At 64.0% G+C, this 23441-nt stretch carries 23 protein-coding genes; 10 read left to right on the top strand and 13 right to left on the bottom strand.

Features of this window, described 5'->3' with window-relative positions; genetic code table 11:
• Positions 1 to 129: 129 nt before the first annotated feature.
• Together ABVK50_RS01315 and ABVK50_RS01310 are read left to right on the top strand one after the other, a co-directional pair.
• Positions 130 to 375, top strand: coding sequence for a hypothetical protein (locus tag ABVK50_RS01315; RefSeq protein ID WP_353643157.1), 246 nt, complete (start codon positions 130 to 132; stop codon positions 373 to 375).
• A gap of 106 nt (positions 376 to 481) precedes the next feature.
• Positions 482 to 859: a VOC family protein gene (locus ABVK50_RS01310; protein WP_353643158.1), complete on the top strand. Its 378-nt coding sequence runs from the start codon at positions 482 to 484 to the stop codon at positions 857 to 859.
• A 41-nt stretch (positions 860 to 900) separates the two neighbouring features.
• On the opposite strand, the gene ABVK50_RS01305 is transcribed toward ABVK50_RS01310, so the two are convergent.
• The 7 genes from ABVK50_RS01305 to ABVK50_RS01275 all read right to left on the bottom strand — a co-directional run bounded on the left by ABVK50_RS01305 (position 901) and on the right by ABVK50_RS01275 (position 9071).
• Positions 901 to 1749 carry a sugar phosphate isomerase/epimerase gene (locus ABVK50_RS01305; RefSeq protein ID WP_353643159.1) on the bottom strand — a complete coding sequence of 283 codons (849 nt, stop codon included), beginning with the start codon at positions 1747 to 1749 and terminating at the stop codon, positions 901 to 903.
• Positions 1750 to 1998: 249 nt separating this feature from the next.
• Positions 1999 to 3426 carry a gamma-aminobutyraldehyde dehydrogenase gene (locus ABVK50_RS01300; protein ID WP_353643160.1) on the bottom strand — a complete coding sequence of 476 codons (1428 nt, stop codon included), beginning with the start codon at positions 3424 to 3426 and terminating at the stop codon, positions 1999 to 2001.
• 296 nt (positions 3427 to 3722) lie between these two features.
• Complete coding sequence (locus ABVK50_RS01295) at positions 3723 to 4538, bottom strand: ABC transporter permease (protein WP_353643161.1); 816 nt, start codon at positions 4536 to 4538, stop codon at positions 3723 to 3725.
• A gap of 98 nt (positions 4539 to 4636) precedes the next feature.
• Positions 4637 to 5608: an ABC transporter permease gene (locus ABVK50_RS01290; RefSeq protein ID WP_353643162.1), complete on the bottom strand. Its 972-nt coding sequence runs from the start codon at positions 5606 to 5608 to the stop codon at positions 4637 to 4639.
• A complete protein-coding gene (locus ABVK50_RS01285; RefSeq protein ID WP_353643163.1) occupies positions 5605 to 6600 on the bottom strand; it encodes an ABC transporter ATP-binding protein in 996 nt (331 codons plus the stop codon). The genes ABVK50_RS01290 and ABVK50_RS01285 overlap by 4 nt, the downstream gene beginning before the upstream one ends.
• A gap of 180 nt (positions 6601 to 6780) precedes the next feature.
• Positions 6781 to 7938: an ABC transporter substrate-binding protein gene (locus ABVK50_RS01280; protein WP_353643164.1), complete on the bottom strand. Its 1158-nt coding sequence runs from the start codon at positions 7936 to 7938 to the stop codon at positions 6781 to 6783.
• 221 nt (positions 7939 to 8159) lie between these two features.
• Complete coding sequence (locus ABVK50_RS01275) at positions 8160 to 9071, bottom strand: LysR substrate-binding domain-containing protein (protein WP_353646053.1); 912 nt, start codon at positions 9069 to 9071, stop codon at positions 8160 to 8162.
• A gap of 78 nt (positions 9072 to 9149) precedes the next feature.
• On the opposite strand from ABVK50_RS01275, the gene ABVK50_RS01270 reads away from it, so the two are divergent.
• A complete protein-coding gene (locus tag ABVK50_RS01270) occupies positions 9150 to 9599 on the top strand; it encodes an Rrf2 family transcriptional regulator (protein ID WP_353643165.1) in 450 nt (149 codons plus the stop codon).
• On the top strand, positions 9589 to 10491 hold the full coding sequence (locus ABVK50_RS01265; RefSeq protein WP_353643166.1) for an NAD(P)/FAD-dependent oxidoreductase: 903 nt from the start codon (positions 9589 to 9591) through the stop codon (positions 10489 to 10491). The genes ABVK50_RS01270 and ABVK50_RS01265 overlap by 11 nt, the downstream gene beginning before the upstream one ends.
• On the opposite strand, the gene ABVK50_RS01260 is transcribed toward ABVK50_RS01265, so the two are convergent.
• Complete coding sequence (locus ABVK50_RS01260; protein WP_353643167.1) at positions 10488 to 11270, bottom strand: DeoR/GlpR family DNA-binding transcription regulator; 783 nt, start codon at positions 11268 to 11270, stop codon at positions 10488 to 10490. The genes ABVK50_RS01265 and ABVK50_RS01260 overlap by 4 nt on opposite strands.
• 296 nt (positions 11271 to 11566) lie before the next feature.
• On the opposite strand from ABVK50_RS01260, the gene ABVK50_RS01255 reads away from it, so the two are divergent.
• The 4 genes from ABVK50_RS01255 to ABVK50_RS01240 all read left to right on the top strand — a co-directional run bounded on the left by ABVK50_RS01255 (position 11567) and on the right by ABVK50_RS01240 (position 16577).
• Positions 11567 to 12451, top strand: a complete 885-nt coding sequence (locus ABVK50_RS01255) for a phosphotransferase family protein (RefSeq protein WP_353643168.1) — start codon at positions 11567 to 11569, stop codon at positions 12449 to 12451.
• A 2-nt stretch (positions 12452 to 12453) separates the two neighbouring features.
• Positions 12454 to 14889, top strand: coding sequence for an FAD-dependent oxidoreductase (locus tag ABVK50_RS01250; protein ID WP_353643169.1), 2436 nt, complete (start codon positions 12454 to 12456; stop codon positions 14887 to 14889).
• Positions 14886 to 15338, top strand: coding sequence for a VOC family protein (locus tag ABVK50_RS01245; RefSeq protein ID WP_353643170.1), 453 nt, complete (start codon positions 14886 to 14888; stop codon positions 15336 to 15338). Before ABVK50_RS01250 ends, ABVK50_RS01245 begins: the two co-directional genes overlap by 4 nt.
• A 276-nt stretch (positions 15339 to 15614) precedes the next feature.
• Complete coding sequence (locus ABVK50_RS01240) at positions 15615 to 16577, top strand: SH3 domain-containing protein (RefSeq protein WP_353643171.1); 963 nt, start codon at positions 15615 to 15617, stop codon at positions 16575 to 16577.
• A 1-nt stretch (position 16578) separates the two neighbouring features.
• Here ABVK50_RS01240 and ABVK50_RS01235 read toward each other — a convergent pair whose 3' ends face one another.
• From ABVK50_RS01235 to ABVK50_RS01215, 5 genes are all read right to left on the bottom strand, one after another.
• The gene (locus ABVK50_RS01235; protein WP_353643172.1) at positions 16579 to 17865 is read right to left on the bottom strand and encodes an amidohydrolase family protein; all 1287 of its coding nucleotides are present in this window, start codon (positions 17863 to 17865) and stop codon (positions 16579 to 16581) included.
• On the bottom strand, positions 17862 to 18806 hold the full coding sequence (locus ABVK50_RS01230; protein WP_353643173.1) for an ABC transporter permease: 945 nt from the start codon (positions 18804 to 18806) through the stop codon (positions 17862 to 17864). Before ABVK50_RS01230 ends, ABVK50_RS01235 begins: the two co-directional genes overlap by 4 nt.
• Positions 18807 to 18934: 128 nt before the next feature.
• The gene (locus tag ABVK50_RS01225) at positions 18935 to 19984 is read right to left on the bottom strand and encodes an ABC transporter permease (protein WP_353643174.1); all 1050 of its coding nucleotides are present in this window, start codon (positions 19982 to 19984) and stop codon (positions 18935 to 18937) included.
• Positions 19985 to 20059: 75 nt separating this feature from the next.
• The gene (locus ABVK50_RS01220; protein ID WP_353646054.1) at positions 20060 to 21613 is read right to left on the bottom strand and encodes an ABC transporter ATP-binding protein; all 1554 of its coding nucleotides are present in this window, start codon (positions 21611 to 21613) and stop codon (positions 20060 to 20062) included.
• 123 nt (positions 21614 to 21736) lie between these two features.
• Positions 21737 to 22750, bottom strand: a complete 1014-nt coding sequence (locus ABVK50_RS01215; RefSeq protein ID WP_353643175.1) for a BMP family protein — start codon at positions 22748 to 22750, stop codon at positions 21737 to 21739.
• Between the two features lie 274 nt (positions 22751 to 23024).
• Between ABVK50_RS01215 and ABVK50_RS01210 the strand changes: the two genes are divergently transcribed.
• A complete protein-coding gene (locus ABVK50_RS01210) occupies positions 23025 to 23177 on the top strand; it encodes a hypothetical protein (RefSeq protein ID WP_353643176.1) in 153 nt (50 codons plus the stop codon).
• A gap of 61 nt (positions 23178 to 23238) precedes the next feature.
• Positions 23239 to 23436, top strand: a complete 198-nt coding sequence (locus tag ABVK50_RS01205) for a hypothetical protein (RefSeq protein ID WP_353643177.1) — start codon at positions 23239 to 23241, stop codon at positions 23434 to 23436.
• The last annotated feature ends 5 nt before the right edge of the window (positions 23437 to 23441 follow it).

Genomic DNA, 23441 nt, shown 5'->3' with positions numbered 1-23441 from the left:
GGGGAGAGAACCAAGCGCCATGGCTGCATCGGCCCCTGCGGGAACATTTCGCGGGCGGCGTCCGTTGGGCCATGACAGGCGCGAGCAACGGATATCGCGCCGCAAACAATTCCGGAACAGGAGCATGTCATGACCGGCAGGAAGACGCATGAGCAGCAGGTGCGCATCATCGAGGAACGGGAAAACACAAAGAACGCCGGCAAGGATTTCGACGCCGAAGCCGAACTTAAGAAATCGAAGCAGGAGCGGGAAGCCTATCGCAAGGGCGCAAATTTGCGGACGGATGCGCCGAACCTCGTCGATCCCGACGACCGCAACACACTGCGCGGCGAAAATCAGGAAAGCGAACACCACAAGCAACGCGCCGACGATTGAGCCGCCTTGCCGCGCAGCGTCAGCCGAGAGAATTATAGCCTGGGTGTCGGAATGGGCGCACGCCGAACGTCCTTGGCATAGCAATTGATGTTCACAGGAGGCGACCATGCTTGGAAACAGGAATGCGACGGCAAACATCGCGGTGAAGGATCTGGCGAAGGCCGGCGACTTTTACGAAAACACGCTCGGACTGAAGCCGGTCGGCCGGGAAGGCGAGGAGGTGATCGTGTTCGCCAGCGGCGATACGCTGATCAACGTCTACCGCTCCGAATTCGCCGGCACCAACAAAGCGACGGCGGTGACCTGGACGGTCGGCGCCGACATAGGGAAGATCGTCAAGGCGCTGGAGGACAAGGGCGTTCCGTTCGAGCATTATGAATGGCCGGGCGTCACCATGGACGGCCACATCCACGTCCATGGCGACATGAAGGTCGCGTGGTTCAAGGACCCCGAGGGCAACATCCTGAACCTGATCAACAAGTAGGTGGCGGCTGCTTTCTCCCTTCAACACGGGGGAGATCGAAGCTACACCGCCCGCTTCCAGCCCTTCCTGATGTGCTCGTAGCCCTCGCGGTACACCGCCTCGGGGCTTTCGGCGAAGTCGCGCCAGACTTTCGTCGCGGCGGCGAGGTCCTTCAGGCCGCGGCCGAAGGCTTCGATGGTCAGCCAGCCGTCATAGCCGCTGCCGCGAATCGCCGAAAAAGTCTTTTTCCACGGTACGTTGCCACGGCCGGGCACGCCGCGGTCGTTCTCCGAAATGTGGACATGGACGATGTGGTTCGTGTGCTTGGTGAACGCCGCGATCGGGTCGGCTTCCTCAATATTGCAGTGGAACGTGTCGTACATCGCCTTGACGTTTTCATGAGCAATTTCATCGAGATGCGCGCATAAATCGTCCATTGTGTTGACGAGATAGCATTCGAAGCGGTTGAGCGCTTCCAGGCCGATGATCACGCCTTTTTTCGCGGCATGGTCGCCGATGGCGCGCTGGGACGAGACGGAGCGCTTTTTCTCGGCTCTGGTCGGACCAGTTCCCGAAAAATGCCCGAGCGTCGAATGCAGCGGACCCGAAAGCCTGTCGGCGCCGAGCGCGGAAGCGCAGTCGATCGCCCATTTCATGTAATTTATGCCCACCTTGCGGGCGGCGGCGTCGCCGATCAGGTTCATGGCCGGATCGCCCATCGCCGAAACGGCGGTCCGCTCCAGGCCGATGCGGTCGAGCATCTCGCCGAGGCGCTTGTAGTCGTCGGGCGTTCCCTCGAAAATCGGTATCTCGACGCCGTCATAGCCCGTCGTCTTAATGTCCTTCAGCAGCTTTTCGTGCTTCCCAGTGACGTTGGTCGTCCACAGGAACATGCAGAAGCCGATTTTCATTCTGTCTCCCCTCCCCGGCGGCCGCTCTTCCTGACGGCGACCGGGGCCAATCTAGCGGGGAAAATCTGGTAGGACCAGATAGGGAGGAATGAAAATCGTCACCGGCGCCCGGCCGGGTCCCCGCTGCCTTCGGCAGCGTCCCGGCGTTCGCTTGCAACCGGCTGCCAGCCGGCCCTCCGCTATGGCTCCGGGCGTTCGTCGCTCGAAAAGCCAAATCGTTGGCTTTTCGTCCGCTGCGCGGACCGCTCCTCACCCATGCGCGATCATGACATGCCGGACGGCGGTGTAGTCCTCCAACGCGTAGAGCGACATGTCCTTGCCGTAGCCGGACTGCTTCAGCCCGCCATGCGGCATCTCGTTGGTCAGCATGAAATGCGTGTTGATCCAGGTGCAGCCATACTGCAGGCGGGCGGCTGTCGCCATGGCGCGCGACACGTCCTTGGTCCAGACCGAGGAGGCGAGGCCGTAATCGCTGTCATTTGCCCAGTCGACGGCTTGGTCGACATCGGAGAAGCGCGTCACCGAAACTACCGGACCGAACACTTCGCGGCGGACGATCTCGTCTTCCTGCAGCGCGCCGGCAACGACCGTCGGCTGGTAGAAGAAGCCGCCGCCCTCGCCCGGCCCGCCGCCGGTGGTGATCTCGATATGCTTCAGTTCGGAGGCGCGCTCGACGAAGCTCGCGACGCGGTCGCGCTGGCGCTGGGAGATCAGCGGCCCGATCTCGTTCTCCGTATCGTCGGGCTGGTTGAATTTTACGGTGGAGACGGCTGACGAAAGATCGGCGACGAGCCGGTCGTAGATTTTCGCGCCGGCATAGATGCGGCAGGCCGCGGTGCAGTCCTGTCCGGCATTGTAATAGCCGAAGGCCCGCAGGCCATTGACCACCGCATCGAGGTCGGCGTCGTCGAAGACGATGACCGGCGCCTTGCCGCCGAGCTCCAGATGGGTGCGCTTGACCGATTTGGCTGCAGCCTGCAGCACCTTCTTGCCGGTGGCGACGTCCCCGGTGATCGAGATCATGTTGATCTTCGGATGGTTGATCAAGGCATTGCCGACGCTTTCGCCGCGCCCGAGTACGACATTGACCACGCCTTCGGGCAGGATCTCGGCGAGAATCCTGGCCAGTTTCAGCGCCGTCAGCGGCGTCTGCTCGGACGGCTTGAACACCACCGTGTTGCCGCCGCCGATCGCCGGCGCGAGTTTCCAGGCCATCATCATCAGCGGGTAGTTCCAGGGCGCGATCGAGGCCACGACGCCGATTGGATCGCGACGGATCATCGAGGTGTGGCCGGTCAGATATTCACCCGCGACGGCGCCGGGCATCGAGCGCACCGCGCCGGCGAAGAAGCGCCAGCAATCGACGATGGCCGGTATCTCGTCATTGAGCACCGCGTTTATCGGCTTGCCGCAGTTAAGCGCCTCGAGCTTGGCGAACTCCTCGGCGTCGGCCTCGATGCGGTCGGCGATCTTCAGCAGATAGCCCGAGCGCTGCGCCGGCGTGGTGCGCGACCATGTCGCGAACGCCTTTTCGGCGGCTGCCACCGCCGCCTCGATCTGAGCCTGCGACGCCTCGGGCACGCCAAGCACGGTCTCGCCGGTCTTGGGGTTCAGGATCGGCTCTTCGGTCTCGGTGCCCTTCTCGAACCGCGAACCGATCAGCATCTCAGTGTACATTTTATCTTCCTCCTAAGAGTTATTCGGTGCGTCCTTCGAGGCTCGCCCCTTCGACATTTTCATTTGAGCGCCACACGCCGGGCGGGCTCGCACCTCAGGGTGAGGCAGGACGTGCCCGTCTGTGCGACGTCGAGGTCGGCCCAGCAAATTGCGTTGCGTACGCTGGTTCAGGATCGGTGCGACACCGGCGGCGAGCCTTTCAGGCACGCCCGCCCTCATCCTGAGGTGCGAGCCCGCGCAACCTTGCGATATTAGACGCCTGACTTTCACGGACGAGCCTCGAAGGACGCACGACATCACTTTCCACCTCCCGCGATCTGGTCGCCGTCACGGGTGAGGTAATAGGCGGCGAGGATGGGCAGCAGTGTCACCAGCACCACGACCATGGCAACCACATTGGTGACCGGGCGCTGACGCGGCCGAACAAGTTCCTCGAGCATCCAGATCGGCAGCGTCTGCTGCTGGCCGGCGGTAAAGGTGGTGACGATGACCTCGTCGAAGGACAGCGCGAAGGCCAGCATGCCGCCGGCGAGCAGCGCCGTGCCGATGTTGGGTAGGATCACATGGCGGAAGGTCTGGAAGCCGTCGGCTCCGAGATCCATCGACGCCTCGATCAGCGAGCCGGACATGCGGCGGAAGCGCGCGACGGAGTTGTTGTAGACCACGACCACGCAGAAGGTGGCGTGGCCGAGAATGATCGTCCAGAACGAGAATGGGATTTCAGCGAGGTTGAAGGCCGAGCGCAGCGCGATGCCGGTGATGATGCCGGGCAGCGCGATCGGCAGGATGACCAGCAGCGAGATCGTCTCGCGGCCGAAGAATTTTGACTGGCTGACGGCTGCGGCGCAGAGCGTGCCGAGCACCAGGGCGATGGCCGTGGAAATGGCGGCGACCTGCACAGACAACGTCAGCGCCTGCCAGACGTCCGGACGGTTCCACGCCACGGCGAACCATTGCATGGTGAAGCCTGGCGGCGGCCACTGATAGGATTTTTCCTCGGTAGTGAAGGCATAGACGAAGATCAGGAGCAACGGCAGATGCAGGAATAGCAGGCCTGCGGCGGCAGCGATCTTGAGGCCGAGAGGAGCGGATTGCGAGCGGTCAGAGCGCATGGGACATCTCCGCCGGGGACAGTTTTCTTTTTTCCGCCCGCGCGAGTTCTCCACCGCAGAGCCCTTCTGCGGAAAGAAAGTAAACTGTCCCCTGAGCCTCACAGCGCATCGAACGCTCCCATGCGCTTTGCGCCCCAGAGATAGAAGCCCATCACCACGATCGGAACGATCGTGAAGGCAGCGGCGAGCGGGATGTTGCCCGCGGTACCCTGATGCGCGTAGACAGCTTGGCCTATGAACAGGCGCGACGTGCCGATGATCTGCGGGACGATGTAGTCGCCGAGCGTCAGCGAAAAGGTGAAGATCGAGCCGGCGACGATGCCGGGCAGCGCCAGCGGGAGCAGCACGTTGCGGAACGTCTGAGCGGGCGAGGCGCCAAGGTCGGAAGACGCCTCGATGAGGCTTCCCGGCACGCGCTCCAGCGCAGCCTGGATGGGCAGCACCATGAAAGGAAGCCAGACATAGACGAAGACGATGAAGGTGCCGGTGGCTGAAACCGAGAGCGAGTTGCCACCTACTATGGGAACGGAGAGCCAGGCGTCGATCAGCCACATCAGGTGCAGTTTTCCAAACAGCCAGGTGAGAATGCCTTCCTTGGCTAGGATCAGCTTCCAGGCGTAGATCTTGACCAGATAGCTCGACCACAGCGGCAGCATGATGCCGAGATAGAACAGCGCCTTCCATTTGCCGCGCGCATAACGGGCCGCGTAGTAGGCGATTGGAAAGGCGATGATTGCCGAACCGATCGTGACCACGGCCGCCATGGTGACCGTGCGGACGATGATGTCGAGATTGGCCGGCAGGAACAGCTCGCCATAGGTCTTCAGCGTGAGCTCGCGGTTGATCAGGCCGGAGAACTCGTCGATCGAAAAGAAGCTCTGCAGCAGCAGCGCGAAAAGCGAGCCGAGATAGACGATGCCGAGCCACAGGACCGGCGGCGCCAGCATCAGGAAGAGGAGCAGGCGCGGCCGGCACCAGAACAGGTCGGAGAGCGCGCCGACAACGCCGCCACGGCTCGGCAGGATGGCGACCGACCGCGCAGCCGCTGGCAACGTCGCGTCTACGCTCATTGCGGCCCTTCCATCAGATGCAGATCCGACGCCAGCCAGTGCAGCGAGACGGCAGCGCCGTTCTCGGGCAGCGGCTGGCCGGCCGGCATGACGACCTGAAGGCGCAGCCCGTCGGTCTCGACAGTGATGCGGTTGGTGGCGCCGAGAAAGCTGCACGACAGCACCGAGCCGACGAGCCCCTGCCCGGCTGCTTCGCCGATCCTGATCTTTTCCGGCCGCAGGCTAGCCCAGCGCGGCTGGCCGCCATGTAGCTTGACGAAATCGGGCGGCAGCACATTGGACGAGCCGACGAAATCGGCGACAAAGCGCGAGCGCGGCCGTTCGTAGATTTCCTGCGGTGTGCCGATCTGCCTGATGCGGCCTTCATGGAAAACGGCGACGCGGTCGGCCATGGACAGCGCCTCGCCCTGATCGTGGGTGACGAAGACGAAGGTGATGCCAAGCGTCTTCTGCAGCGCCTTCAGCTCTTCCTGCATGTTTTCGCGCAGCTTCAGGTCGAGCGCGCCGAGCGGCTCGTCGAGAAGCAGGACCTTCGGCTTGTTTACCAGCGCTCGGGCAAGCGCGACGCGCTGCCTCTGGCCGCCTGAAAGCTGGCCCGGACGACGGGCGCCATAGCCGGGGAGTTGCACCAGGCGCAGCGCCCCCTCGGCGGCCGAAGCGCGCTCGGCCTTGCCGACGCCCCTGACCATCAGCCCGTAGGCGACATTGTCCAGCACGTTCAGATGCGGAAACAGCGCGTAGTCCTGGAACACGGTGTTGACGTTGCGGCGGTAGGGCGGGACGCCTTCGGCGCGCTCGCCGAATATCTCGATGCTGCCTTCGGTCGGCTGCTCGAAACCGGCGATGAGGCGCAGGCAGGTGGTCTTGCCCGAACCGGATGGGCCGAGCATCGCGAAGAATTCTCCAGCCCTGATGTCGATGTCGACCGCATCCACGGCGCGGACCGCGCCGAAATGGCGGGAGACTTGTCGGAAGGAGACGGCGGTGGTCATTGGTGAAGCCATCCGAGGGGTGGATTCCGTTTCGATGCCGGCGCTGCCGGCACCTTCTCCCCGTGTACTGACGGGGAGAAGGGAGGCTGGCCACAACGCTGGCGACCCCCTCTCCCCGTCATTCACGGGGAGAGGGTAAGGGTGAGGGGCGGCGCGATGCCAGGTGAACAGGCTACCAGTTCACCGCCCGCCGATGACGCCGATGTAATCCGACACCCAGCGATAGTAGGGCACGCATTCATCGTTCTGGCTGGCGCATTTCGAGGTCGGCGTCGTCCAGAACTTGACCTGCTCGAAATCGTCGAAGCCGTTGGTCGTGCAGGTTTCCTTGGTCATCATGCCGCGGCCGTCGGTGCACGCTGCCGGAACCGACGGATTAGCGCCGAACCAAACCCCGAGATCGCTCTGCAGGTTGGACGAAAGCGAATGCTCCATCCACATGTAGGAGCAGTTCGGATTGGCCGAATCCACGTGCATCATGGTGGTGTCGGCCCACCCGGTGACGCCCTCCTCGGGAAACACCGAGGCGACCGGCTGCTTTTCGCCCTTGAGCAGGTTGACCTGGAACGGCCACGAGCCGGATGCGACCACGCCTTCGTTCTTGAAGTCGTCGATCTGGATGAAGGCGTCGTGCCAGTAGCGGCCGATGAGCTGGCGCTGCTGGCGCAAGAGGTCGAGCGCCGCCTTGTACTGTTCTTCCTTCAGTTCGTAGGGGCTCTTGATGCCGAGTTCCGGCTTGTGCGTCATCAGATAGAGCGCCGCATCGGCGATGTGGATCGGCCCGTCATAGGCCTGCACCCTGCCCTTGTTGGACTTGCCGTCGGGAAGGTTCGTCTCCTCGAACACCACGCTCCAGCTCTTGGGCGCTTCCTTGAAGACGTTGGTGTTGTACATCAAAACGTTCGGGCCCCACATATAGGGTACGCCGTAATGGACGCCGTCGACCGTGTGCCAGGGCGCGTCCTTCAGGCGATCGTCGATGGTTCCCCAGCTCTTGATCAGGTCGATGTTGATCGGCTGCACGCGCTTGCCGGCGATCAGGCGCAGCGAGGCGTCACCCGAGGCCGTGACGAGGTCGAAGCCGCCCTCGTTCATCAGCGCAACCATTTCGTCGGAGGTGTTGGCAGTCTTGACGTTGACCTTGCAGCCAGTCGCCTCCTCGAATTTGGTCACCCAGTCGAAGTTCTTGTCGGTCTCGCCGCGCTCGATGTAGCCGGCCCAGGCGACGATGTTGACCTGCCCCTCGCCTTCGCCGATCTCCTTGACCTGGGCCATTGCCTGGCCGGAGAAGCTCAATGCGACAGTCAGCGCGGTGCAGGATTTCAGGAACGATTTCATGACGGTTCTCCCATTGGCGGGGCCGCTCTCCAGAGGCGGCGTTATCCCGGCAATGCCAAGGTGACCGGAATATCGCACGTTCGCAAATTCATTTGTCAGAACGTCGATATCGGTTTTTCCGATAGGTGCAGGACTAGGGGACAGTTTACTTCTTTCCGCAGAAGGCCGAGACGCTTCAGGGTTCGCGCAGGCGGAAAAAAGTAAACTGTCCCCAGCAGCAGTTACGGACGCTGGCGGACGGAGCGCTGTCCTTGCGCCATACCGATGAAATCGCGGGCGGCTTGCGGCAGGCTGGAGCCGCGACGCCAGACCATGCCGACCTGCACCACCGGGAGCGCGCCGGAAATATCGCGGGATTCGATGCGGTCGCCTTCCAGCGACCACGGCCGGTAAACGAGATCAGGCAGGAGCGCGACGCCGGCGCCGGTGGCAACCAGGCTGCGCACGGCCTCGACCGAGCGGGTGCGGAAGGCGACGTGCGGGCGCGCGCCGAGCGCCACCAGAAGCTTGCCGGTGTTTTCCTCGATCTCGTCGACGGTCAGCATGATCAAGGGCTCGGCGGCGATGTCGTTGATGCCGATGATGTCGGCGCCGGCAAGGTGATGGCCGAGCGGCAGCCATAGGCGGTAGGGCGAGACTTCGAGGATTTCGGCCTGCAGCGCCATGCGGTCACGCAGGTTGGAGATGACCATCACCGCAACGTCGAGTTCGCCGCCGACCAGAAGGTGCTCGAGATAGTCGCCATTGTCCTCTATCGCGGTGACCTCGACACCGGGAAAGGCGCGGCGGTAGCGGGCGAGCAGATCGGAAAGCACGTAGCCTGCGACCAGCGAGGTCACGCCGAGCTGCAGACGCCCACCCGCCCGCTCCTGTTCCTGCGAAAACGTCCGCCGCGCATCCGACACGTCGGCAAGAATCTTGGTGGCGTGGCGCAGGAACTGGTGGCCCTTGTGAGTGATGTTGAGCCCGCGCGGATGGCGCTCGAAGAGTTCGACGCCGAGATCGCTTTCGAGTTCCTTGATCGCTTCGGTGACCGAGGATTGCGAGATCGACAGGTTCTGCGCGGCGCGCGAAACGGTGCCCTGCTCGGCCACGGCGACGAAGAACTGCAACTGCCTGATGGTGAACGCCATGGCGCGAATAGACACGCTGGCGCGGGCGTTGGGAAGTGGCGGCTTGACGGCCGGACTATTCGTAACTAATTTAGTTACATGAAACGAAACAGTAAGTTTTCCTCCGCGTTGCACATGCTCGTCCACATGGCCGAGGCGGGCGGGCGGGCGCTAACCTCGGAAGAGCTCTCGTCCTTCATCCACACCAATCCGGTCGTCGTGCGGCGCACCATCGCGGGCCTGCGCGAAGCGGGCATCGTCGCCTCCTCGCGCGGGCATGGCGGGGGATGGCAGCTCGGCCGCGCACCGGACCAGATCTCGCTGGCCGAGATCAGTTCGGCACTCGGCGAGACGCTTTTGCCGTTCAGCACCGAGCCGGAAAGCCCCGGCTGCCTGGTCGAGCAAGCGGTGATCGCGGCGCTGGAGGATTTTCGTGCGGAGGCAGAGCGGCTGCTCGCCGAAAGGCTCGGCCGGATCATGCTTGCCGATCTGGCGGCCGATTTTCGCCGCCGCTACGACGAAACTGGAGTAACCAGCCATGCAGTATGATCTGATCGTGGTGGGCGGCAGCTTCGCCGGCCTCTCCGCCGCAACTCAGGTGGCGAGGGCGCGCCGGCGTGTGCTGGTCATCGACGGCGGGAAGCCGCGCAACCGCTTCGCGGTCCACTCTCACGGCTTTCTCGGACAGGATGGCCGAACGCCGGCTGAAATCCTGGGCGAAGCCAGGCGGCAACTGCTCGCCTACCCGACTGTGACGATGGTCGATGAATATGCGGAGAAGGCCGAGGCGGCGAACGATGGTTTTGTAGTCGCGCTGGAAGACGGCAAAACGTTCGAAGGAGCGCGGCTGCTGCTCGCGACCGGCGTGCGCGACACGCTGCCGGACATTCCCGGCCTGCAGGAGCAGTGGGGCAAGACAGTGCTGCACTGCCCCTATTGCCATGGCTACGAGGCCGCGGGTGGACCGCTCGGCGTGCTGGCCGTTGGCGCTGTGTCGATGCACCAGGCGCTACTCATTCCCGATTGGGGCGACGTGACGCTTTTCACTAACGACGCCTTTGAACCGGATGCGGAGCAGATGCGGGCGCTCGAGGCGCGCCGCGTGAAATTGGAGCGCGCGCGCATTGCTGCTTGCGAGGCAGATGGCGCGGACGAATTGGTGATGGTCCTCGATGATGGGCGCACGGTCCGGGTCAAGGCGCTGTTCACCGCGCCGCGGACCAGCATGGCGAGCCCGCTTGCCGAACAACTGGGCTGCACTTTTACCGAGGGCGGGCTTGGACCGATCATCAAGGTCGATGAACTGCAGCAGACGAGCGTTCCCGGCGTCTATGCCGCTGGCGATGCCGCCCGCTCGATGACCAACATCGCCTTCGCGGTTTCCGACGGCGCGTTCGCCGGCGTGGCGGCGCACCGGTCGCTGATTTGGGACAGCCTTTAGCCCGCCGCCGCTTGCTGGCCACCGGCGATGGTGAGCCTGGCGCCGGCTTCGCCAAGGGCGGCGGCGATGTCGCGCGGCGGTATACGGTCGGTGACCAGTTCGTGGAAGCCCGAGAAGCTGCAGACCTTGACCAGGCCCTGGCGGCCGAACTTGCTGTGGTCGGTCGCCACCACCGCCCGGATGCCGCGGGAAACCACCATGCGCGCGAACTCCGCCTCATCGAGATCGTAGTCCATGATGCCGGTGGAGGCGTCGACGGCGCCCGCCGTGACGACGGCGTGGTTGACGCTGAAGCGGCTGACGAACTCGATGGCCGAGGCGCCGAAGGCAGCGCCGGAATCGCTGCGCAACTCGCCGCCGGCCATATAGACCTTGTTGCCGTTGACGGTGGCAAGGGTGCGGGCGATGTCGGACGAGTTGGTGACCACGGTCAGCCGTCTGTGGCCGAGCAGTTCGCGGGCGAGAAAGCTGGTCGTGGTGCCAGTGTCCAGCATGACGGATTCGCCGTCGCGGATGGTCGTGGCGACATGTTTGGCGATGGCACGCTTGGCGTCGGCGTTCTCGCGCATGCGGCGTTCGAACGGCGCTTCGCCGGCAAGCGAAGGCAGGCCGATCGCGCCGTGCATCTTCAGCACCGAGCCGTCATTGGTGAGCGGCTTGACGTCGCGACGCACCGTTTCCAGCGAGACGTCGAGCTTGGCGGCGAGATCGGCAATGCTGATCGTGCCTTCCTCGCGCACTAGCCTGAGAATTTCGCCATGCCGTTTCGAGTGGTTCATTGCTTCGGGATCCTGCCGGAATGCCGCAATCAATGACCGGTTTAGAAAACCCGGGCGTTCAATGCAAACAAAGGCTGGACAAAGCGGTCAAAAAGACAGGAATAACCACAGCATTGCGTTGACAAGCCGTGTCGCCCCGCCTGACATTGCCGCCGGACCGCAGCGCCGAATGCGGCCTAGAGCTGATCTATTCCGATCGAATCGGAATGGGGCTCTAACTGTTTGTTTAGCCGCATGATCTTGTCCGAAAGTCTGCAACTTTTCGGGATCATGCTCTAAGCGTGTGCGAGGGCAGAGTGAGGAACAACGAACACCGTATCCGCGCCCTGCCCCTGTGGAAAGGCGGCATCGCGATCGAGCCGCTGCACGGCGGCATCAGCAATGAGAGCTACCTGGTGACCGACGGCGCAGGCCGGCATGTCGTGCGCTTCGGCAGGGATTTTCCATTCCACCATGTTTCGCGCGAACGCGAGATCATGACCGCGCGCGCCGCCCATGCCGCCGGCTTCGCGCCGGAGGTAATCTATGCCGAGCCGGGCATCATGGTCACTGCCTTCATCGGCGCGAAAACCTACGGGGCGAAGGACGTGCGGGCGAACCGCGAGCGCATCGCGGTCATGCTGCGGCGCTTCCACCAGGAGATGCCGCGCCATGTGTCCGGCGCAGGATTCATGTTCTGGGTCTTCCACGTCATCCGCGACTATGCCCGCACCCTGGAGGCCGGGGGCAGCCGCATGGCTTCGGAAATCCCGGGCTATCTGGCGCTCGCCGAGGAACTGGAGCAGGCGCAGACGGCGCTGCCGGTGATCTTCGGCCACAATGATCTTCTGCCCGCCAACATACTCGAGGACGGCGCGCGGCTGTGGCTGATCGACTTCGAATATGCCGGCTTCTCCACAGCCATGTTCGACCTCGCCGGCGCTGCCTCGAATGCCGGCATGACCGAACAGGAATCGGAAGAGTTTCTCGCCACATATTTCGGCGGCGAGCCCACGACCGACCTGCTTCGCTCCCATGCGGCCATGCAATGCGCCTCGCTCCTGCGTGAGGCGATGTGGAGCATGGTCTCGGAACTGCACCTTGCCGCGCCCGGCGTCGACTATGTCGCCTATACGGCCGAGAACCTGTCACGCCTCACTGAGGCGCTCGACCAATATCGCTCGACCTACGGAAAATCCTGAACATGACCCTGCCAACCCACGCCCGGATCGTCGTCATCGGCGGCGGCATTATCGGTTGCTCGACCGCCTATCACCTGGCGCGCGACCATAAGGCGGATGTCGTGCTGCTGGAGCAGGGCAAGCTGACCTCCGGCTCGACCTGGCATGCGGCGGGCCTGGTCGGGCAGTTGCGTTCTTCGGCTTCGATCACGCGGGTGCTGAAATATTCGGTCGAGCTCTACAAGGGGCTGGAGGCCGAAACGGGGCTTGCAACCGGCTGGAAGATGACGGGCTGCCTGCGGCTCGCCACCAACCAGGATCGCTGGACCGAATACAAGCGGCTGGCGACGACGGCCAAAAGCTTCGGCATGGACATGCAGCTTCTTTCGCCGGCCGAGGTGAAGGCGATGTGGCCGCTGATGGAGGTTGGCGACCTCGTCGGCGCAAGCTGGCTGCCTACCGACGGCCAGGCGAGCCCGTCCGACATCACGCAGTCGCTGGCCAAGGGCGCGCGCATACACGGCGCGAAGCTCTTCGAGGACGTCCGCGTGACCGGCTTCGAGATGAAAGACGGCCGCATCCTGAAGGTGAAGACGGACCAGGGCGACATCGCCTGCGAAAAGGTCGTGAACTGCGCCGGCCAATGGGCGCGGCAGGTGGGGGCGATGGCCGGCATCAACGTGCCGCTGCAGCCGGTCAAGCATCAGTACATCATCACCGAAAAGGTCGACGGGCTGGCGGCGAATGCGCCGACCATCCGCGACCCGGACCGGCGCACCTATTTCAAGGAGGAGGTCGGCGGGCTGGTGATGGGCGGCTACGAGCCGAACCCGCAGGCATGGTCGACCGAACTGCCGGGCGGGGACGTTCCGAACGACTGGCAGTTCCGGTTGTTCGACGACGACTGGGATCATTTCGAACAGCATATGACGCAGGCGATCGCCCGAATCCCGACGCTGGAGACGGCCGGGGTCAAGCAGATGATCAACGGCCCTGAGAGTTTCACCCCGGACGGCAACTTCATCCTCGGCGTCGCACCGGAATGCGAAAACATGTTTGTCGGCGCGGGCTTCAACGCATTCGGTATCGCCTCCGGCGGCGGCGCCGGCTGGGTGCTGGCGCAATGGACGATGGACGGCGAGGCGCCGCTCGATCTCTGGGTGGTCGACATCCGCCGCTTTTCCGGCCTTCATCGAGACCGCGACTGGGTCTCAGATCGCACGCTGGAGGCCTATGGCAAGCACTACACGATCGGCTTCCCGCACGAGGAATATCTTTCCGGCCGGCCGCGCATTGTTTCGCCGCTCTACGAACGGCTGAAGGCGCACCGCGCGGTGTTCGGCTCGAAGCTCGGTTGGGAGCGGCCTAACTGGTTCGCGCCGGAGGGGATGGGTGCGCGCGACATCTATTCGATGGGCCGCCAGAACTGGTTCGAGCCTGTCGGCGAGGAGCATCGGCACGTGCGCGAGGCGGTCGGCATCTTCGATCAGTCCTCCTTCGCCAAATATGAGATGACGGGAGCGGACGCGCTCAAGGCGCTCGGCTGGATCTGCGCTAACGATGTCACCAAGCCCGCCGGCCGCCTGACCTACACTCAGCTTCTCAACACGCGCGGCGGCATCGAAGCCGACCTGACCGTGGCGCGGATCGCCGAGGACAAATTCTACATCGTCACCGGCACCGGCTTCCGCACGCACGATCTTGCGCGGATACGCGACCACATTTCGGCCGGGCTCGATGTGAAGCTTGCGGATGTGACGGAGGAATTCGGCACGCTTTCGCTGATGGGCCCCCGCGCGCGAGATGTGCTGGCGGCGGTCACCGATGCCGATGTTTCCAAGGCTGCATTCCCGTTCGGCCATGTCCGTGAGATCGTGATCGCCGGGCAAAAGGTGCGAGCGCTTCGCATCACCTATGTCGGCGAGCTCGGCTGGGAACTGCATGTGCCGATCGACGCCACGGGCGAGGTATTCGACACGCTGATGGCGGCGGGCAAGCCGCACGGCATCCGCCCGGTCGGGTATCGTGCATTGGAATCGCTTCGGCTCGAAAAGGGCTACCGCGCCTGGGGTTCCGACATCACGCCCAACGACACGCCTTTCGAAGCGGGGCTGGGCTGGGCGGTGAAGCTCCGCAAGAAAATCGACTTCGTCGGCAGGCAGGCGCTGGAAAAATTGCAGGGTGAAACGCTGAAAAAGCGCTTCACCTGCTTCACGGTCGACGACCCCGAAATTGTGCTGCTTGGCCGGGAGACGATCCTGCGGAACAGCGAAGCCGTCGGCTATCTCACCAGCGGCGGTTATGGCTATACCGTCGGCAAGAACATCGGCTACGGATATGTCCGCAATCCGAACGGCGTCGGCGATGATTTCCTGCTGTCGGGCGATTACGAGCTGGTCGTGGCGATGGAGCGGACGCGGGCCGTGCTCCACATGGAGCCGCTCTACGATCCTGAGTGAGCGAAGGTCAAATCCTGATGGGAAATCGCAGCGACATGGCGGCCCTGGTGCCGGAACTTGTCTGTACGGACGTGCGGGCGAGCATCGAAGTCTATCACCGTGTTTTCGGCTTCAGGATACTTTACGCCCGACCGGAGCAAGGCTTTGCCTATCTCGACATGAATAGCGCTCAAATCATGCTGGAGCAGCTCGAGGACGACTCCTGGCTCGCGGCGGAGCTTTCAAGGCCATTCGGCAGGGGCATGAATATCCAGATCGACGTGGAGGACGTCAATGCTATCCATCGTGCGTGCCAAACCGAAGGACTGGTGATTTTCCGCGCCATGGAGGAAAAATGGTACCGTCGCGATGACGTTCTGCTTGGCTGCCGGCAGTTCATCGTACAGGATCCCGACGGCTACCTGCTGCGCTTCGCGCAGTCGATCGGAACGCGGCCGGTGCACAAATAAAGCATCGAGCAACCGGCCTTCCGGGGGCCAAGCAACGCGCGCCAGCGCCAGCAAAGGCCCGCAGATTCGACGCCGGCCCAAAAGCCCTTTATAAACGGTTAATTACGGGCATAGCAGCGCCACAATTCCGGGCGATGATATGTCTCGGCATGCTTGCGGCGATGCTCGCCGATCGATTGTTTTGAATTTTACGTTGAGGGAAAGGGACCCAGCCAGACACTTCCCAGACACTTCAAGGTGCATTCGCACTGGTCTGGTCCAGCGTGGAGTAGAAAAGTGACAAAGCCTGTCCGCCTCGCCGCGACAGACAGAAAGCGCGGCTCGACTTCCTCGATTCGGGGGCGCCGCCCGGCGGCCGCCTTCGCCGGCGCGGTCGCCCTGCTTGCCGCGGGAGGCGCAGCCGCGGCCTTCCTGATAGGCGGCGATCAGACCCGAGCAGCAGCAACCGATGCGCCGCAAGTCGCTTTGGCTGCCGCAGCCCAGCAATTGCCGGTCAGGACGGTGAAGACGATCTCGATCAAGATCAACCCGACGCCGCACACCACAAAGACAGAGCCAAGACCCGTAGCGCCTCAAATGCCTGTCAAAGCCGCAGTAGAGGCCGCCGACGCCGAGGCGCTGCCGCCGGAAGATCCGCGCTGGGCGCGTCAGAGCCCGGGGCCCCGGATCGGCGCCGAGGCGCTGGCCGATCTCGAAACGCCTGCCGGCGCTGTCGTGGCGCGCGCGCTTGCCGAGCAGGAAGAAGAAGTCTCCGATCCGATGGTGACGGCGGCGATCGTCCGGAACGAGGAACGGGCGCGTGAGCAGACACCCCCGGCTTCGCCCGAACTCGAGGTTCCCGCGCCCGAAATGCCAGCCGCGAAGCAAAGACCGGCCCCCCACAGGACCGTGCGCGTGAACGACGGCGTCAATTTGCGGGCAAAGCCAGCGAGCGGATCGAAGGTGCTCAGGGTCATTCCCGCAAAGGCGTCGGTCGGCCTGGTCAATTGCGATGCCTGGTGCGAGGTGGTTTACGACGGCACGCGCGGCTTCGTCTACAAGAGCTTCGTCGGCGGAAAACGCGCCGCTGCGCGGAAAAAACCCGCCGAAGAGAAGGCGACAGCGAATGCCGCCGAACTGCCGGGCGTGAGCATTGGGGCTACCGAAAAGGCTGCGCCCGCTGCAACCGCCGCGACCCCGGCCGCGCCGAAAGTGGAGCCGAAGCCCAGCCCCTGGCGTAACAACCACGAGAACCGCTGAATCAGCCTGCCGGCGTCTGATGCCTCCGGTCGACCGTAGGAGGGCGGCCGGCAATCGAGAGCCAGGTGGCGCGCTTCTCGCGCTCGGCGACAACTTTGCCCCTGGCGATCACGCATAGCCGGTCTGCGCGCAGGCGCAGCGCCTCCGCCCGGCTGCCGGCGTCGAGGACGACGAGGCTGGCGCTCCTGCCGACCGCGAGACCGAGATGGTCCAGGCCCATGATCTCCGCGTTCACGTTCGTCACCATATCGAAGCAATGCGCCATGTCGGCCGGGCTGGTCATCTGCGCGACGTGAAGTCCCATGAAGGCGACGTCGAGCATGTCGGCCGTGCCGAGCGGGTACCACGGGTCGAGCACGCAATCCTGGCCGAAGCCGACACGGATGCCGGCCTTCAGCATTTCCGGCACGCGGGTCATGCCGCGGCGCTTCGGATAGGTGTCGTGGCGGCCCTGGATGACGATGTTGATGAGCGGGTTGGGAATCGCCGAGACGCCCGCCTCGGCAATGAGCGGCAATAGCTTCGAGACATAATAATTGTCCATCGAGTGCATGGAGGTGAGGTGCGAGCCGGCGACACGGCCCGACAGACCGAGCCGCTGCGTTTCGCAGGCGAGTTGCTCGATGTGGCGCGACAGCGGATCGTCGGTCTCGTCGCAATGCATGTCGACCATCAGGCCGCGATCGGCCGCGATCTCGCAGAGCTCTGTAACCGAGCGGCGCCCGTCGGCCATGGTGCGCTCGAAATGCGGAATGCCGCCGACGATCTCCACGCCCATGTCGAGTGCGCGGATGGTGTTTTCCCGCGCTGTCGGCGAGCGGTAGAATCCGTCCTGCGGAAAGGCGACGAGTTGCAGGTCGATATAGGGCGCGACCTCCTTCTTCACCTCCAGCAGCGCTTCGACGGCGAGCAGTCGGTCGTCGCAGACATCGACATGCGTGCGAATGGCGAGCAATCCCATGGAGACCGCCCAGTCGCAGTAGCGCAGCGCCCTTTCCTTGACCGCTTCGTGGGTGAGGAGCGGCTTCAGCTCGCCCCAGAGCGATATGCCCTCAAGCAGCGTGCCTGAAACGTTGATGTGGGGGATGCCATATGAGAGCGTGGCGTCCATGTGGAAATGCGGATCGACGAAAGGAGGCGACACGAGATTGCCGCTGGCGTCGATGATGCGGCCAGCCTCGGCGTCGATGCGCGGTTCGATGGCGACGATCCTGTCGCCCGATATGCCTATATCGGCGGTGCTTCCGTCGGGCAGCGTGCCGCCACGCACAAGGATGTCGAAACTCATCTTTCGCCTTTCTGGTAGGGGATCATCAGCGCCTTGGGATAGGTCGCGCGGCGCGCCACCAGTATGAGCGCCAGGATGGACAGCGCATAGGGCATCATCAGGAAGACCTGGTAGGGCACGACGCCGCCGGAAAGCTGCTGCAGGCGCACCTGATAGGCGTCGAAGGCGGCGAACAATATGGCGCCGAGCAGCGCCTTGCCCGGCCGCCAGGAGCCGAACACGACGAGCGCGATGCAGATCCAGCCACGGCCATTGATCATCTGGAAGAAGAAGGAATTGAAGGCCGACATCGTCAGGAATGCGCCGCCGACCGCCATCAGCGCGCTGCCGGCCATGACCGCCCCCATGCGGATGCCGGTGACGCTGATGCCCTGCGCCTCCACGGCCGCCGGGTTCTCGCCGGCGGCGCGGATGGCGAGGCCGAGCGGCGTTCGGTAGAGCACCCAGGCGACGATAGCCACGGTAGCGAAGGCCAGATAGGTAAGCGGCGTCTGGTTGAACAGCGCCGGGCCGACGACGGGAATGGACGACAGGCCCGGAATGGCCAGCGCCTCGAACGGCGCAATCTTGGGCGGCGAGGTGACCTCGGGCAGCGCCAGCCGGTAGATGAAGTAGGTCAGGCTGGAGGCGAGCAGGGTTATGCCGATGCCGACCACATGTTGCGACAGGCCGAGCGGCACGGTGAGCGTTGCGTGCAGCAGGCCGAACATGGCGCCGGCCAAAGCCGCCACCAGCACACCGCTCCAGAGGTCGCCTCCGGCATAGACGGTGAACCAGCCGGCGAAGGCGCCGGCGGTCATGATGCCTTCGATGCCGAGATTGAGCACACCCGCGCGCTCGCAGATCAGCTCGCCCATCGTGGCGAAGATCAGCGGCGAGGCGATGCGGATTGCGGCGACCCAGAACGAGGCGGTGAAGAGGATTTCGAAGGCCTGTTCCATCAGATGTACGCCCCCTCCACCACGCTTCGCGTGGTCCCCCTCCCCCGCTTCGCAGGGGAGGAACCGACTTCGCCGCTGAGGGGGACCGTCGAAGGCGGCGAAGGAGGCATGTGATCCAAAGCCATTCCCTACTTCCACCTCACCTTGAATCGCGACATCAGGATCGCCGTGACCATCGTGAGCAGCGCAGTGGCGACCATCACGTCGGCGATGTAGCTCGGCACGCCGGCGGTACGGCTCATGGCGTCAGCGCCGACGAAGATGCCGGCGACGAAGATCGCCGAGGCGACGACGCCGAGCGGGTTGAGCATGGCAAGCATTGCGACCACGATGCCGGAGTAGCCGTAGCCCGGCGACAGATCGAGGGTTAGGTTGCCCTTGAGCCCCGACACTTCGGAAAATCCGGCGAGCGCGGCGAGCCCACCGGACAGCAGCGCCGTCTTCATCAGCACGCGGTTGACCGGAATGCCGGCGAAACTCGCAGCCTGCGCATTGTGGCCGACGGCGCGCATCTCGTAGCCGAGCACGGTCTTCTTCATGATCACCCAGACGATCGCGGCGGCGCAAAGCGCGATGACGAAGCCGTAATGCAGGCGCTTGCCCTGGATGATGCGGGGAAGCTGCGCCTCGGCGACGACCCTCGACGATTGCGGCCAGCCTAGTCCCATCGGGTCCTTCAGCGGCCCCTCGAGCAGCATCGAGACGAAGAGAAGCACGATGAAGTTGAGGAGCAGCGTGGTGACGACCTCGTCCACGCCGAAGCGTGTTTTCAGCACCGCAGGGCCGAGCAGCAGGAGCGCGCCCGCCGCCATCGCGGCCAGCATGATGATGGGGATGAGCAGGAAGGAGGGTAACGGCAGCGCGCCTGTGCCGAGCACGACCGTGACCACCCCGCCAATATAGAGCTGGGCCTCCGCGCCGATGTTCCATAGCTTTGCGCGGAAGGCCACGGCGACCGCAAGGCCGGTGAAGATCAGCGGGGTTGCGCGAGTCAACGTTTCCAGAGCCGCGAATTGAGTGCCGGCCGCGCCGCGCGCGACGAGATAGAAGACGGAAAAGGGCGACGCGCCGGCCGCGAGCACCAGAAGCGAGGTGATGACAAGCGTCGCGGCGATCGCCGCGACGGGAAATAGCAGCGTGACGCCGAGCGGCGGCGCGGATTTGGGCTCAAGCCGCATGGACAGGCTCCATACTAGCCAGAGAGGTTGGCAGGACAGAGGGGGCGACATATAGCGCGATCAATCGTCGAAAAATCACGCCGCAGCCTCCGCATGCCCCGCCATCAGTTCGCCCAACTCCCGCACGCTGCGTTCGCCCCGCGCCGAAGGTGTCGAGAGCCGGCCCTTCGACATCACCAGGATGCGATCCGACAGAGCCAATATCTCCTCCAGATCCTCGGAGATAAGGAGAATGGCCGCGCCGCGCGCCCGGGCCTCCAGCAGCTTCTTATGGACATAGGAGACAGCGCCGACGTCCAGCCCGCGCGTCGGCTGGTTGGCGAGGATGACCGACGGCTCAGGATTGAGCGCGCGGCCGAGGATAAGCTTCTGCATGTTGCCGCCGGAGAGCAGCCTTATGCGCGCCTCCGGCGAGGGGCACTTCACGTCGTAGTCGGCGATGACCTCCTCGGCGAAACCGCGGGCGGCGCGCCAGTCGAGAAAACCCAGCCGGCTGAAGCGGGCGCTGCGGTAGCGTTCGGAAATCACGTTCTCGGTGACGCTCATGTCGCCGATCGTCCCGACGGCGTGGCGGTCCTCCGGAATGCGGGCGATGCCGACGGCGAGCGCGCGCCGCGGCGACCATTCCGTGACGGGTGCACCACCAATGGCAATTTCGCCTGCAAGTGGCTGCATGGTTCCGGCAATCAGCGCTGCAAGTGCCGCCTGGCCGTTGCCGGAAACGCCGGCAAGGCCGGTGATCTCGCCGCTGCGGAGAGTCAGCGATATTCCGTCGAGGGCAGCACCGCCGCTGCCCGCGCGCGTCGAGATGTTGGCCAGTTCCAGCAAAGGCGGACCTGCCGTTGACGGAGCGACAGTGGCCGGCGCGATCTCCTGCCCGACCATCAGCGCCGCCAGTTCGGAGCGGCTGGTTTCGGCGGTGCGCCTTTCGCCAACCAGCCGGCCGGCGCGAAGCACCAGCACACGGTCGCTGGCGGCCATCACCTCCTGCAGCTTGTGGGAGATGAAGATGATCGACAGGCCCTGCGCAACGAGGAGCTTCAGCGTGCGAAACAGCGCATCGGTTTCGGCCGGCGTCAGCACCGCAGTCGGTTCGTCGAGGATCAGGATGCGAGCGTCGCGGTAAAGCGCCTTTAGGATCTCGACGCGCTGCCGCTCGCCAACGGAGAGCGCCGCAACGATCGCGCCGGGATCGATGGCGAGGCCAAATTCGCCCGACAGCTTGCGGATGCGCCGGACCGCCGCGCCGCGGTCGAGCCGCGCCCGCCACATGGCTTGTGTGCCAAGCGCGATGTTTTCCAGAACCGTCATGTTCTCGGCCAGCGTAAAATGCTGGTGCACCATGCCGATGCCGGCGTCGAGCGCGGCGCGCGGATCGCCCGGCGGAAGCGCCTTGCCGAACGCCTCGGTCGAGCCCTGGTCGGCGACGTAATGGCCGAAGAGAATGTTCATCAGCGTCGTCTTGCCGGCGCCGTTTTCGCCAAGCAGCGCGACGACCTCGCCGCGTTTCAGGTCGAAGGAAATCGCGTCATTGGCGACAAGCGGACCGAACCGCTTGGTGATGTTTTCGAGGCGGAGGACGGGGGGCTCCCCTCCGCCATATCGTCCATTCTGGCTTTTCTCTTCCACGTCGGCGCTGCCCCTCACCCTTACCCTCTCCCGCAATCCTTCGACAAGCTCAGGACAGGGGGCGGCACTTTGCGGCCAAGCCCCTTCTCCCCGTCTCTATACGGGGAGAAGGGAGAGCTTGTGCTAGCTCGACTTCGGCTCGGCGTCGTTGATCTCGACCGTGAAGCTTCCGTCCTTGATCGCCTTTTCCTTCTCCTCGACCAGCGCCATCGCCTCGGCAGGCACCTTGCCCTCGAAGGTGCCGAGCGGGGCCAGCGAGCAGCCGCCATTCTTCATGAAGGAATAGACGCCGTAATCCTCGGCCTTGAAGGTTCCGGCCTTCACCTCGGCAATCGCCTTGTCGAGAGTCGGCTCAAAATGCCAAAGCGCCGAGGCGACCACGGTGTCGGGATAATCGGCCTGGGTGTCGATGACGTTGCCGACGGCGAGGATGCCTCTCTCCTTCGCAGCGTCCGAGACGCCGAAGCGCTCGGCGTAGAGCAGGTCGGCGCCGGCGTCGATCTGGGCGAAGGCGGTTTCCTTGGCCTTGGGCGGATCGAACCACGAGCCGATGAAGGCGACCTGGAACTTCGTGTCGGGCGCGGTTTCCTTCACGCCCGCCATGAAGGCGTTCATCAGGCGGTTCACTTCGGGGATCGGATAGCCGCCGACCATGCCGATATTATTCGACTTGGTCATGGCGCCGGCGATGATGCCGGAAAGATAAGAGGCATCCTGGATATAATTGTCGAAGACAGCGAAATTCGGCACGGCATCATCCGGCTTGAAGCTCGAACCCATCAGGAAGGCGACGTCCGGATAATCCCTGGCGACCGCGCGAGCGGCTTCCTCGACGCCGAACACCTCGCCGACAATGAGCTTGTGGCCGACCTCGGCATATTCGCGCATCACGCGTTCATAGTCGTTGTTGGAGGTGTTTTCGGAATAGACATATTCGATGTCGCCGCGATCCTTGGCGGCGTTGGCCGCCTTGTGAATGCGGCTGACCCATTGCTGCTCCACCGGAACGGTGTAGACGGCCGCGACTTTCAGCGCCTCCTGAGCGAAAAGGCGCGTCGGCAGACCCGCCATTGCAAGGGCCGCGCCCACGCCGGCCGACTTCAACACCGCGCGGCGCGATACTTCGTTTTTAGGCATTTTTGACCACCTCTGGTTGGATTGACTTCCGTCCCGTTTTTTATCGTTTGGTCAACGGTATGCGAATTTCCGGGGGCCCGCAATCGGCCGCGCAGAGCATTCCACCGCTGCCGCAAAAAGCGCCTCAGGTTGCGCAGCCAAGCGCAACGCGGTAGGCAGGACCTATTGAAGCCGCGCCCGCGGATCGGGCCGGAAGTGGCCGGATGCGACATGGGCGGCCCGGCACATTGCCGAAAGCGGCATCCGGGCAATTGCGCATCGAAAGGATCGACTGATGGCAAAGAAGCCCAATTACGGCCAGGAGCGCAGGGATCGCGACCGGATCAAGGCGGCCAAGAAGGCCGAAAAACAGAATGCCAAGGCCGAGAAGTCCGGACGGACCAAGGACGGCGAATCCACCGAGGCGAAGGAGTCTGAGGCAAAATAGCGCCAGCCGCCGAGCTCATCGCTTCGGCATTCGACGGAAACAACCGGCAAGGATTAGCGACATGAAGCCAATCGCGGGCGAACAGAAGAGCGCCAGGACCGATTCGGCGGCGCGCCAGATCATGAACACCGAACTGGCTGCGCGTCAGAAGAAGACCGCGCGCCTCAGGGAGCTTCGGCTCGAAAAGGAAAAGGCCGAGCGCCTCGAACAGGCCGACAAGCCGGCAACACCGAAGCGGGCGCGCAACAAGGCCTCCTGAAGAAG

Origin of the sequence: Mesorhizobium sp. WSM2240, assembly GCF_040438645.1 — a bacterium.
In the GTDB taxonomy this organism is placed as follows: domain Bacteria; phylum Pseudomonadota; class Alphaproteobacteria; order Rhizobiales; family Rhizobiaceae; genus Allomesorhizobium.
The sequence above is the reverse complement of the archived record's forward strand: the minus strand, read 5'-3'. Positions and strand labels throughout refer to the sequence as shown.